This is a genomic window from Streptomyces sp. NPDC007084, from assembly GCF_040703595.1.
GTDB lineage: Bacteria > Actinomycetota > Actinomycetes > Streptomycetales > Streptomycetaceae > Streptomyces.
In genome coordinates, this window is sequence record NZ_JBEYFY010000099.1 from 1 (window position 1) to 12026 (window position 12026).

The window sequence follows — 12026 nt, forward strand, 5'->3', positions numbered from 1 at the left end:
CGCGCCGGTGCGGACCGGCAGCGGGTGGGGCGGCGGACGGCCGGCCGCCGTCTCGCGCAGCGCGGCCAGCAGCAGCCGGGGCTGGTCGCGGGCGACCACCTCCGCGAGCGCCTCCGGTGTGCCGGGGAAGGTCTCGTGCCGGCTGCCGAGGAGCGCCCACAGGGCGTCGTCCGCGACCACCGTGTTGTCGCCCGGGTCCCAGGTGAAACCGCCGACGGTCCGGGACGAGGGGCCCTCCTCCGGCGCGCGGGTGCTCAGCGGTTCCCCGTCCCACAGGACCGGGTGCCCGTCCTTGGCGAGGACGGCGAGGGCCGCCCCGAGTTCCTCCGCGACGGCCGTCATCCGGTCCCGGTCGGGCAGCACCTCGGTGGCGTCGGAGGCCGGGGGACGCAGGACCGCGAGGACGCCGTAACGGGTGCTGCCGTCCACGACCGGGACGTACAGCGAACCGAACCGGAACGGCAGCCCGGCCGCGAGCTGCGGATAGCGGCGCATGGTCTCCGTCGGGTCGGCGAGCAGCACCTCGACGCCGAGCCGGTGGGCGTCGGCGACCGGGAACGGCCGCTCCACGTGCATCCGCCACCAGGGGCGGAAGAGCGGCCCCGGCAGTCCCGCGAGCACCGCCAGACGCAGCAGAGACGGTGTGCCGGAGCGCAGATAGACGCCGCCGGCGAAACCCCTGGCCGCCCGGATCGCGTCGGTCACCGCGTCACCGAGCAGGCCGGCCAGGCCGTCAGGAGCCCGGCCCTCGCGTTCGGCACTCCCTGTCATCGATCTGCCCTCGTCCGCCCGCCACCAGGTGGGTACCACAGCAAGAATGCGCCTCCCGGGTCCCAGGCCGCACCTCGGCGCCTCCCGCGGCCCCGGGGCGGCACCCGCGCGCTGTGGCGTGCCCGGCTGTGCTCAGCGCGAAGATACCGGCTCGAGCGCGGCCGGGAACCCGTCCGGAAGGCGCCGATTCCGCGGGCCGGACCCCGCTCCGCCGCCGACCGCACGGCACCGCTCGCGGCTCCGCCGCCGGCCGCACGGTACCGCTCACCGCTCCGCCGCCGGCCGCACGGCACCGCTCACCGCTCCGCCGCCGGCCGCATGGCACCGTTCGCCACGGCACCGCCCACCCCACCGCCCGGGCCGTCCCGCCCCTGTTCGATTCCGGCCTCGTACCGGCCCTGTGCGCCGATCCGGTCCCCCGGGGGACACAGCGCGCCCGCACTCCGTCATAGTGATCCCTGACTCGAAAGATGTACCAAGCAACCAGGACGACCGTGGACACGAGCAAGAGCGACACTGACAGCGCCGCCGCACCCCAGGACGAGGCGGGGGAGCCGACGGCACGGCCGGACCGGACCGGATGGCGCCGCTGGGCCATGGACACCCGCCCGCTGCGCCGCCCCGCCTACCGCCGGCTGTGGTCGTCGACCGCCGTCACCGCCGTCGGCAGCCAGCTCACCGCGGTCGCCGTGCCCAAGCAGATCTACGACATCACCGGCTCCTCCGCCTGGGTCGGCTACGCCAGCCTCGCCGGACTCGTGCCGCTGGTGGTCTTCGCCCTGTGGGGCGGCGCGATCGCCGACAGCATGGACCGCCGCAAGCTGCTCCTGCTCACCAACTGCGGCATCGCCGTGACCTCGCTGCTCTTCTGGGTCCAGGCCGTCACCGGACTGGAGTCGGTGCTCGTCCTGATGGTCCTGCTCGCCCTCCAGCAGGCCTTCTTCGGTCTCAACTCCCCGGCGCGCAGCGCCTCCATCGCCCGGCTCGTGCCCGCCGACGAGCTGCCGGCCGCCAACGCGCTCGGATCGACCGTCATGCAGACCGGGTCGGTGGCCGGCCCGATGCTGGCCGGCGCCCTCATCCCGCTCATCGGGCTGCCCGAGCTGTACCTGATTGACGCCCTCGCCCTGTGCGTCACCGTCTGGGCGGTCCTCAAGCTGCCCGCCCTGCCGCCCCTCGACGGCGGGGGCTCGCGGCGGGCCGGCCTGCGCGAGGTGGCCGACGGCTTCCGCTACATCGCCCTGCACAAGGTGCTGCTGCTGTCCTTCCTCGCCGACATCATCGCCATGGTCTTCGGCATGCCCCGCGCCCTCTTCCCGCAACTGGCCGCCGAGACCTACGCCCCCTACGGCGAAGGCCTGGCGCTCGGCCTGCTGTTCGCCGCCGTCCCCATCGGCGCGGTCCTCGGCGGACTGCTCTCGGGCACCTTCTCCCGCGCCCGCCGCCACGGCCTGATGGTCATCGCCTCCGTGGCCGCCTGGGGCGCGGCCATCGCGGCCTTCGGACTCACCGACAGCCTGTGGTTCGCGGTCGTCTTCCTCGCCCTTGCGGGTGTGGCCGACATGGTCTCCATGGTCTTCCGCGGCGCGATCCTGCTGTCCGCCGCCACCGACGAGATGCGAGGCCGGCTCCAGGGCGTCTTCACCGTGGTCGTCGTGGGCGGACCGCGCGTCGCCGACGTCCTGCACGGCACGGCCGGATCGCTGTTCGGCGCGCAGGCCGCGGTCGCGGGCGGCGGTGTCCTGGTGGTGGCCGCGGTCCTCCTGCTGGCCTTCGTCACCCCGGCCCTGAGGCGTTACACAATCTGAATACGGAAACGACCAAGGTGGTTCTAGAGTGACCGCCATGCGGGACACGCGACCCTCCTCGGAATTCCACGCGCCCAACATCAGCGTGGACAGCACGGCCCGCCTGGTCGGTGCCCTCGACGCGCAGGACGTCAACAACGGCGTGCACAGGCTGCGTTCCTGGGCCCACTCGGCCCTCGCCGTCCGCCCCGGGGAGCGGGCTCTCGACATCGGCGCCGGAACCGGCTCGCAGACCCGTAACCTCGCCGCCGCCGTCGGCCCCCAGGGCCGGGTCCTCGGCCTCGAACCGCACCCCGGACTGCGGGCCGTCGCCGAACAGCGGGCGGCCGAGACGGGCAGCTCCGCGCGCTTCGCCGACGGCGACGCCCTCGACCTGCCGCTGCCCGACGCCACCGTGGACGTCGTGTGGTGCGAACGCGTCCTCCAGCACCTCGCCGAACCCGAGAAGGCCGTCGCCGAGATCGCCCGCGTACTGCGCCCCGGCGGCCGGGTCGCCCTGCTGGACACCGACTGGGCGACCACGATCCTGCACCCCGGGGACCCCGAGACGGTCGCCGCGCTGACCTCCGGGGCGCTGTCCGCGGCGGCCGACCCGTACTCCGGACGCAGGCTCGTGGGCCGGCTGACGGCCGCCGGACTGGTGATCGACGACCGCGGCTCGCAGGCGCTGCTCCAGGACCACACCTCCGTGGCCTGGCCGCTGATCCGCATGATGGCCGAGTCGGCGGTCCGCCGTGGCCTCATCGGGGAACCCCAGCGGGACCGCCTCTACGAGGACCTCACGGAAGCGGCCCGCCAGGGCGCGCTGCACATGTCCGTGACGATGTTCGGCGCCGTGGCACACCGCCCCGCCTGAACCGGGGCCGGCACCCTGGCAGGGCCCGCCTGACCGGGGTCCGAAGCCGCGTCGCGGTGCCCGAAATGAATCGGAATATAATGGGAAGGCCGTCGCTGACGGATCTGTACGCAATTCTCCCCTTGTATCGGGGGTACGCGACCATCATGTACACCGTGAGCCAAGAAGTGATCCTGGCGAGTTCGACGACCAATGTGGTCGCCGCCTTCGTCGGTGGCCTCGTGATCGTGGCCGCCCTCGTCTGGGCGGTCCGGATGGGCATCAGGGTGCGCGGCGAGGAGCCGGCACCACCGACCGCCGAGGAGCAGCCGAGGCTGCCCGAGGGCGGAGCGGTCCACGAGGAGCGGGAGATGCGGGAACCGGACGAGGTCCCGCACGCCGCCAACGAGAGTGAACGGCTGATGCCGTACAACATGCACTCCTCCAGCACCAAGCACGCCGACGACCAGCAGCGCAAGCGCTGGCACCCGGGATCCAGCGGGTCCTTCGGCAGCGGCGGACCCGGCAGGACCTGACCGGGAGCGACCGAGGAGCCGACCGCCTCCGGGCGGCCGGCTCCCGCGTGCGCGCCGCGAACGGCAACGCCCCGCGCGGTACCGGCATCCCGGCGCCCGTCGACAATCCGGTGTCCTAAGGCAGCTCCGCTGACGACTCCTCCGGGGTGAGGTCGGGGCGCAGCCGCAGCCAGGACGGCTGGCGCAGCAGCCCGGCCCGGGTACGGGTGCTGTAGCGGACCTCGCCGACCAGCCGGGGCAGCACCCAGCGGGCCTCGGCCGCGCGCGGGAGCGTGTCGAACGGGCAGCGGTCCGTCCCCGAGGCGGCCAGCAGCCGGGCGAGTTCGGCGCGCTCGGCCGCGTTCCAGCCGGTGCCCACGCTCCCCACGTACCGCAGGCCGCCCTCCGCGCGCTGCCCGACGAGCACCGCGCCGGGCAGCCCCGACAGCCGGCCCCGGCCGGGGACCCAGCCGCCCACGACGACATCCGCCGTCCGCATGTTGCGGATCTTGATCCAGGACCGTGAGCGCGTCCCGGGCTCGTACACCGAGTCAAGCCGCTTGCAGACCAGCCCCTCCAGACCGCTCTCCCGCGTCGCCCGGAGCGCCAGTTCGCCGTGGCCGACCAGCGCCGCCGGCGTCGACCAGAACGGCCCGTCGAGGGCCAGCTCCTCCAGCTCCCGCCGCCGTCGCGCGTAACGCAGACCCGTCAGGTCCTCTCCGAGCCACAGCACGTCGAACACCACGAGATGGGCGGGCGCCCGCTCCGCGAGCCGGATCGCCTTGCCCGGCGACCCGGCCAGACCCATCCGGGACTGCAACAACTGGAAGTCGCCGCGCCCCTGTTCGTCCAGGACCAGCACCTCCCCGTCCAGCACCGCCGGTGTCCTGCCGAGAACCCCGCCCAGGGCGCCGAGTTCGGGGTAGGCGGCGGTGACGTCCTCGCCCGACCGGGCCCGCAGCCGCACACTGCCGTCACCGGGCAGATAGACCACCGCGCGCTGGCCGTCGTGCTTCGTCTCGTAGGCCCAGCGCATGTCCTGGGCCGGGGGCGGCAGCGTTCCGGGGGTCGCGAGCATGGGGGCGATCAGCGGCAGGTTCACAGCTCTTGTGTCGACACACCGCCCGCCCCCGCACGCCGGCCCACCGCCCCTTTCCCCTGAACGGCCGCGCCCGGCGGAGCGGCCCGGTCCTGAAGGGCCGCGCCCGCGAGGGGAGTCTCCTCCCGGACGGCAGCGCCGGCCCGGGGGAGTCTCAGCGTTCCATGGCCTCCGCGATCAGCGTCTGGAGCCGAAGCCCCCGGTGGGCGTCGAGTTCGCCGGACCGGCCCGAGCGCACCGCCGTGGCGAACTCGCGGCGCAGCACCGGCCAGGACTCCTCGTGGTCGAGCGCCCCGCCGTCGAAGACCAGTTCCGGATGCCGGCCGAACAGCTCGATCCGGGTGATCCCGCGCTCGACGTTCACCGACCCCGACAGCGAGGCCTGGCTGACCGCGCCGCCCTCGTGCTCGCAGGTCAGCTCCACCCAGCGGCGCGGATCGCCGGTGCCGCGGACCCGGACGATCGGCCCGAGCGCCGCGTCCAGCAGATCGAGCAGATGCGGCCCGATGTCCAGCAGCGCCCCGTGCTCCAGACGCCAGGGGGTCGCGAACTCGCCGCCCAGAAAGGCGCCGCCCACCATGCAGGACCGGGCGCCCGAGACGTCGAGGGCCCGCGCCCGCGCCAGGAAGCGCCGGGTGGCCGGGTGGTAGCGGTTGCTCAGGACCAGCTGGGAGACGACCCCCGCCGCGTCGATCGCCTCCACCAGCCGGCGCGCCGACGGCAGATCGAGAGCGAGGGGCTTCTCCAGGAGCAGCGCCTTGCCCGCCTCGGCGGCCCGCGGGGCGAGGTCGGCCTGGACGGCGGGCGGCACCGAGAAGGCGACCGCCTCGCAGCCGTCGAGCAGTTCGTCGAAGGACGCGGCCACGGCGGCGCCGTACGGCTCGGCCGTCTCCCGGGCGGCCTCCGGACGCCGCGCCCACACCGACGTCAGCCGGGTCTCCGGTCCGGCGGCCAGCACCCGGGCGTGCACGCCCCGCGCCCACGGCCCCGCTCCGACGAGCCCCACCCTGACGGGGGCCTGGGTCCAGGCGGACGACGTACCGGTCACGAGTGACTCCTCTGCGGTGAACCGGCCCTCACCCGCCGTCGGCGGCCCGCGCGCACCGGGCGGACCGGTGACGACGGTGACGGCGGCCGGGCTCGGGATCTTCGGACGCGTGGACAGACTTCATCACGTGGGCCCCCCGTCCGGCCAGGGGGTTGCGGGGACGGGCCACCGCGACGTGACCCGATCGAGAGGTGCGGCGGCCCGGGAGCCTCATAGGCTGTGCGCGATGATCACCGTCGAACCGGAGGAGCGCACGTGAGACCACGCCCGCAGCAGCCCGCACGACGTCCGGCCGTCCTGCGCCGCGAAGCCGTCGTCGCCGCCGTCCCCGTCGCGCTCGCCGCGCTGCTCACCGCCGCCGGCCCCGCCACGGCCGCCGGCACCGCGGGCTCCCAGGGCGCGGGCGACCCGTACTTCCCCCTGTCGGGCAACGGCGGCTACGACGTCCGCCACTACGACCTGACCCTCGGCTACGACCCGGCGACCCGGCACCTCGACGGCACGGCGGTCGTCACCGCCCGCGCCACCCAGCGGCTGACCCGCTTCGACCTCGACCTCAAGGGCCTGAAGGTCACCGGCGTCACCGTCGGCCACACCAAGGCCTCCTTCCGGCGCACCGGCCAGGAACTCGTCGTCACGCCGGCCAAGGCCCTCCGCAAGGGCGAGGAGTTCCGGGTCACCGTCACCTACTCCGGCACCCCCAAGCCCGTCACCGACCCGGACGGGTCCCCCGACGGCTGGATCCCCACGGACGACGGCGCCTTCGTGGCCGGCGAACCGCAGGGCGCCATGACCTGGTTCCCGGCGAACAGCCACCCCACCGACAAGGCCTCCTACGACTTCACCCTGACGGTTCCGCGGGGCCGTACCGCCATCGCGAACGGCGTCCTGCTCGGGCAGCGGACCAGCCACGGCCGGACCACCTTCCGCTGGCGCCAGTCCGAGCCGATGGCCGCCTACCTCGCCACGGCGACCGTCGGCACGTTCAAGGTCGAGCGGTACACCACCCGCGACGGCCTCAAGGTCTACAACGCGGTCGACCCCCGCGAGGCGGCCGCCGCCGCGCCCGTCCTGAAGAAGCTGCCCGCCGTGCTCGCCTGGGAGAGCAAGGTCTTCGGCCCCTACCCGTTCCGCGCGGCCGGAGCCATCGTCGACCGGGCACCGCAGGTCGGCTACGCGCTGGAGACCCAGACCCGGCCGCTGTACTCCTCGGCGCCCGACCTCGACACCCTCGTCCACGAGAGCGCCCACCAGTGGTTCGGCGACTCCGTCTCGCTGACGAAGTGGAAGGACATCTGGCTCAACGAGGGCTTCGCCACCTACGCGGAGTGGCTCTACACCGAGCAGCACGGCGGCAAGAGCGCCCAGCGGACCTTCGACGCGCTGTACGCCACCCCGGCGGACCAGGACCTGTGGGCGTTCCCGCCGGCCGATCCCGGCAGCGGCGAGCACATCTTCGACACGCCGGTCTACTCGCGCGGCGCCATGGTCCTGCACAAACTGCGCACCGCCGTCGGGGACCGCGCCTTCTTCCGCATCCTGCGCTCCTGGGCCGACGCGCACCGCTACGGGCACGGCACGACGGCCCGGTTCGTCCGGCTCGCCGAGCGGGAGTCCGGCAAGGACCTCTCGGGTCTCTTCCACACCTGGCTCTACACCGGGGGCAAGCCCGCCTCTCCCTGAGACGGGCCTGCCCGGTGGCCGCGGCCGGTTGTTCAGGCCGGCCGCAGCCACACCGTCGCCAGCGGCGGCAGCGTCAGCTCGATGCTCGTCGGACGGCCGTGCATGCCGATCGCCTCGGCCTTCACCGGCTCCGGGTGGGTGACGTCGCTGCCTCCGTAGCGCAGGGCGTCGGTGTTGAGGACCTCCTGCCAGGCCGGGACGTCCTCCGGGACGCCGAGGCGGTAGCCGTGCCGGACGGCGGGGGAGAAGTGCGAGACGGCGAGCAGGGGCGTGCCGTCGGCGGCGTGGCGCAGGAACGCGAAGACGTTGTCGTCGGCCGCGTCGCCCATCACCCACCGGAAGCCCGACGGGTCGGTGTCGCGCTCCCACAGGGCGGGCTCGGCCAGATAGTGCTTGTTCAGGTCGCGGACGAGGTCCTGGACGCCGCGGTGGTCGGCCTCGGCGCCGTAGGCGGGGTCGAGGAGCCACCAGTCGGGGCCGTGGGCCTCCTTCCACTCGCCGCCCTGCGCGAACTCCTGCCCCATGAAGAGGAGTTGCTTGCCGGGGTGGGCCCACATGAAGGCGAGGTAGGCGCGCAGGTTGGCGCGCTGCTGCCACCAGTCGCCGGGCATCTTGGAGACGAGTGACCGCTTGCCGTGGACGACCTCGTCGTGCGAGATCGGCAGCACGTAGTTCTCGCTGTAGGCGTACACCATCGAGAACGTCATCTCGTTGTGGTGGTACTTGCGGTGGATCGGCTCGTGCTGGACGTACTCCAGCGAGTCGTGCATCCAGCCCATGTTCCACTTCAGCCCGAAGCCGAGCCCGCCCTCGGACGTCGGCCGGGTGACGCCGTCCCAGGCGGTCGACTCCTCCGCCATCGTGACGACACCGGGGTTGCGCCGGTAGACGGTGGCGTTCATCTCCTGGAGGAACGCCACCGCGTCGGGGTTGTCCCGGCCGCCGAACTCGTTCGGGCTCCACTGCCCGTCCTCGCGCGAGTAGTCGAGGTAGAGCATGGAGGCCACCGCGTCGACCCGCAGGCCGTCGATGTGGAACTCCTCGCACCAGTAAGTGGCGTTGGCGACAAGGAAGTTACGGACCTCTCGGCGCCCGTAGTCGAACTCCAGGGTGCCCCAGTCCGGGTGGTCGGCGCGCCGCGGGTCGGGGTGTTCGTAGAGCGGGCGCCCGTCGAACTGGGCCAGGGCCCAGTCGTCGCGCGGGAAGTGGGCGGGCACCCAGTCCATCAGCACCCCGATACCGGCCTGATGGAGGGCGTCCACCAGGTACCTGAAGTCGTCGGGGGTGCCCAGGCGCGCGGTCGGCGCGTAGAAACCGGTGATCTGGTAGCCCCAGGAGCCGCCGAACGGATGCTCGGCGACGGGCATCAGCTCGACGTGCGTGAAGCCGAGGTCCTTCACATACGCGGGGAGCTGCTCCGCGAGCTGACGGTAGGTCAGCCCCGGACGCCAGGAGGCGAGATGAACCTCGTAGACCGAGAAGGGCGACTCGTGCAGCGGGCGGCGCCTCGCCCGCGCCTCCATCCACGCGGTGTCCCGCCAGCTGTGGGCGGAGCGCGTCACGACCGACGAGGTGGCCGGCGGAACCTCGGTGCGCCGGGCCATCGGGTCGGCGCGCAGGGTGTGGGAGCCGTCGGGGCGGGTGATGGCGTACTTGTACAGCTCGCCCTCACCGATCCCGGGCAGGAACACCTCCCACACCCCGGACGAACCGAGCGACCGCATCGGGAATCCCGAGGAGGCGTCCCAGTGGCAGAAGTCCCCGCAGACCCGGACCCCGCGCGCGTTCGGCGCCCACACCGTGAACCGGGTGCCCTCGACCCCCTCGTGGGTCATCGGCTCCGCGCCGAGCGCCTTCCACAGCTCCTCGTGCCGGCCCTCACCGATCAGATGCAGGTCCAGCTCGCCGAGCGCGGGCAGGAAGCGGTACGGGTCCTGCGTCTCGAACTCGGTGTCCCCGTACGTCACCACCAGCGAGTACGCGGGGATCGCGGTGAGCGGCAGCACCGCGCCGAAGAGCCCGTCGCCCAGGTCGTCGAGCGCGGTGCGGTTCCCGTCCACCACCACCGACACGCCCTGGGCGTGCGGGCGCAGCGCCCGGAACAGCACGCCCCCGGGCACCGGGTGGGCGCCGAGCAGCGCGTGCGGGTCGTGATGGGAGCCGGACAGCAGCCGCCCCCGGTCCGTGGGGTCCAGCGCGGCGGAGTGCTGCGCCAGCGGGGCGGCGGACTTGGCGCGCCGTACGCGGGGGGTTGCTGAGCGGACTGTCACGGCTCGGGCCTCTCGGAGTGGGGGTGATGGAGGGTCGGGATCGGCTCTGGGACGGGGGCGGGGATGGGGACGAGGACGGGACGGGGACTTGGGCTGGGAGCGGAACCGGGGCGGCGGGGGTCAGGGGTGCGCGGTGGCGAGCCGGCCGACCGCCGCCATCGGGACGGGCAGCCAGTCGGGCCGGTGCCGGGCCTCGTAGAGCACCTCGTACACGGCGCGGTCGGTCTCGTACGCGCGCAGCAGCTCGGGCTCCTCCCGCGGGTCCCAGGCCGCGGCGGCGGCATAGCCCGCGCAGAACGCCTCCCGGCAGCGGTCCGCCCACTCGGGGCGCCAGGGCCGGCGCGAGCGGGCCGCGTAGTCGAAGGACCGCAGCATGCCGGCGACATCACGGACGGGGGACTGGACGCGCCGGCGTTCGCTGATCGGACGGGCTGGCTCGCCCTCGAAGTCGATCACCGACCACCGCCGTCCGGCCCGCAGCACCTGGCCGAGGTGGAGATCGCCGTGGATGCGCTGGGCCGGGCGCGCCGCGCTGTCCAGACCGGCGAGCGCGTCGAACGCCGACCTCAACCCGGCCGCGTGGGGCCGCAGTTCGGACACGGAGCGGACCGCCGCGTCGAGCCGCTCGTGCATCGCGTCCGCGAGCCGCTTGTTGCCGCCCGGGCTCGGCGTGTCCACCGGGAACGCCGTGGCCAGGGCTAGGTGCACCTCGGCGGTGGCCCGGCCCAGCTCGAACGCCTCGTCCGCGAAGTCCTGCTCCGCGGCCAGCGCGTCGAGGGCGAGCGTCCAGCCGTCGGCCGCGTCCCGCAGATACGGCTGGAGCACACCGAGCGTGGCGTCCTGCGGCTCCGAGGTACGGAACCAGGCGGCCGGTGCGGGTACCCGGGTGCAGCCCTGCCGGGCCAGCGCCCTCGGCACCTCCAGGTCCGGGTTGATACCGGGCTGGACGCGCCGGAAGACCTTCAGTATGAACGCGTCCCCGTACACCAGCGAGGAGTTGGACTGCTCAGCGTCGAGCAGCCGCGGCGCGAGACCGCCGGGCACGGTGACCCGCGGGTCGCGCTCGAAGCACAGGGGACCCGCCGTGCCCGACACGCGCAGCCGCTCCAGGAGGAGCCCCGCCGCCTTCGGGTCGTGGAAGGCGTCGTACACGGTCAGTCCGCTCAGCGGGCCGGCGCTCGCCCGGCCGATGACGGCGTGCGCGAGGTGCGGGGGCAGCACCTCCCGTACACCGAGCAGCAGTTGGTAGCAGTCCTCGGCCGGAGGCGTACCGGTGGCGCCGTGGGCCGGCGGCCCCAGGTGCTCGGTGCGGACGAGCAGATGCAGGCACCCGGGGTACAGCTCGGTCGACGACACCAGCGTCAGGTCCGTGACGGGGCGGCCCTTGCCGGCGAACCAGCGCTGCCGGGGCAGCCAGGCGCGCAGCAGCTCGGCCAGCGAGGTCAGCAGCGGAGCGGAACCGAGGCCGCTCGGACGGTGCAGAGCGGTCTTCGCCATGGCGACACGTCCTTTCAGGTGCGGGCGGGCTGGGGGCTGCACGGCGTCACGCTTCACGAGCGCTTCGCGCCGACGGGGGTGACCCCGTTGCGCAGCCGGAACCAGTAGAAGCCGTGTCCGGCGAGGGTCAGCAGATACGGCAGTTCCCCGATGGCGGGGAAGCGGACGCCGCCGATGAGTTCGACGGGGTGGCGGCCGGTGAACTCGCGGAGGTCGAGTTCGGTGGGCTGGGCGAAGCGGGAGAAGTTGTGGACGCACAGCACCAGGTCGTCTTTGTACTCCCGCAGGAAGGCGATGACGGCGGGGTTGGAGGACTGGAGTTCGGTGTAGGAGCCGAGGCCGAACGCCATGTTCTGTTTGCGGATCTCGATCATGCGGCGGGTCCAGTGCAGCAGCGAGGAAGGTGAGGACATCGACGCTTCGACGTTGGTGACCTGGTAGCCGTAGACGGGGTCCATGATCGTGGGCAGGAAGAGGCGGCCGGGGTCGCTGGAGGAGAA

9 protein-coding genes and 1 pseudogene are annotated in these 12026 nt (G+C 73.5%); 4 read left to right on the forward strand and 6 right to left on the reverse strand.

The window, feature by feature from the left end; all coding sequences use genetic code 11:
• Window positions 1–771: pseudogene (locus tag AB0912_RS35105) on the reverse strand (diguanylate cyclase); the annotation flags it as partial.
• Window positions 772–1241: 470 nt separating this feature from the next.
• Here AB0912_RS35105 and AB0912_RS35110 point away from each other — a divergent pair.
• The 3 genes from AB0912_RS35110 to AB0912_RS35120 all read left to right on the forward strand — a co-directional run bounded on the left by AB0912_RS35110 (window position 1242) and on the right by AB0912_RS35120 (window position 3950).
• Entirely contained in the window at window positions 1242–2579 is a 1338-nt protein-coding gene (locus tag AB0912_RS35110; protein WP_366707248.1) for an MFS transporter, read from the forward strand.
• A gap of 37 nt (window positions 2580–2616) precedes the next feature.
• A complete protein-coding gene (locus tag AB0912_RS35115) occupies window positions 2617–3435 on the forward strand; it encodes a methyltransferase domain-containing protein (RefSeq protein ID WP_366707250.1) in 819 nt (272 codons plus the stop codon).
• Window positions 3436–3581: 146 nt separating this feature from the next.
• Window positions 3582–3950 carry a DUF6479 family protein gene (locus AB0912_RS35120; protein ID WP_366707252.1) on the forward strand — a complete coding sequence of 123 codons (369 nt, stop codon included), beginning with the start codon at window positions 3582–3584 and terminating at the stop codon, window positions 3948–3950.
• A 115-nt stretch (window positions 3951–4065) separates the two neighbouring features.
• Here the strand turns inward: AB0912_RS35120 and AB0912_RS35125 are convergent, their stop codons facing one another.
• Together AB0912_RS35125 and AB0912_RS35130 are read right to left on the reverse strand one after the other, a co-directional pair.
• Window positions 4066–5031, reverse strand: coding sequence for an ATP-dependent DNA ligase (locus AB0912_RS35125; protein ID WP_366707254.1), 966 nt, complete (start codon window positions 5029–5031; stop codon window positions 4066–4068).
• 151 nt (window positions 5032–5182) lie between these two features.
• Window positions 5183–6076 carry a Gfo/Idh/MocA family oxidoreductase gene (locus tag AB0912_RS35130; RefSeq protein ID WP_366707256.1) on the reverse strand — a complete coding sequence of 298 codons (894 nt, stop codon included), beginning with the start codon at window positions 6074–6076 and terminating at the stop codon, window positions 5183–5185.
• Window positions 6077–6331: 255 nt separating this feature from the next.
• Between AB0912_RS35130 and AB0912_RS35135 the strand changes: the two genes are divergently transcribed.
• The gene (locus AB0912_RS35135) at window positions 6332–7759 is read left to right on the forward strand and encodes a M1 family metallopeptidase (RefSeq protein ID WP_366707258.1); all 1428 of its coding nucleotides are present in this window, start codon (window positions 6332–6334) and stop codon (window positions 7757–7759) included.
• 32 nt (window positions 7760–7791) lie between these two features.
• Here AB0912_RS35135 and glgB read toward each other — a convergent pair whose 3' ends face one another.
• The 3 genes from glgB to AB0912_RS35150 all read right to left on the reverse strand — a co-directional run.
• Window positions 7792–9975, reverse strand: coding sequence for a 1,4-alpha-glucan branching enzyme (gene glgB / locus AB0912_RS35140; protein ID WP_366707264.1), 2184 nt, complete (start codon window positions 9973–9975; stop codon window positions 7792–7794).
• Window positions 9976–10149: 174 nt separating this feature from the next.
• Window positions 10150–11526 carry a maltokinase gene (locus AB0912_RS35145; protein ID WP_366707260.1) on the reverse strand — a complete coding sequence of 459 codons (1377 nt, stop codon included), beginning with the start codon at window positions 11524–11526 and terminating at the stop codon, window positions 10150–10152.
• 53 nt (window positions 11527–11579) lie between these two features.
• Window positions 11580–12026, reverse strand: a 447-nt coding sequence (locus tag AB0912_RS35150; protein WP_366707262.1) for an alpha-glucosidase C-terminal domain-containing protein, incomplete at its 5' end; no start/stop codon positions are given.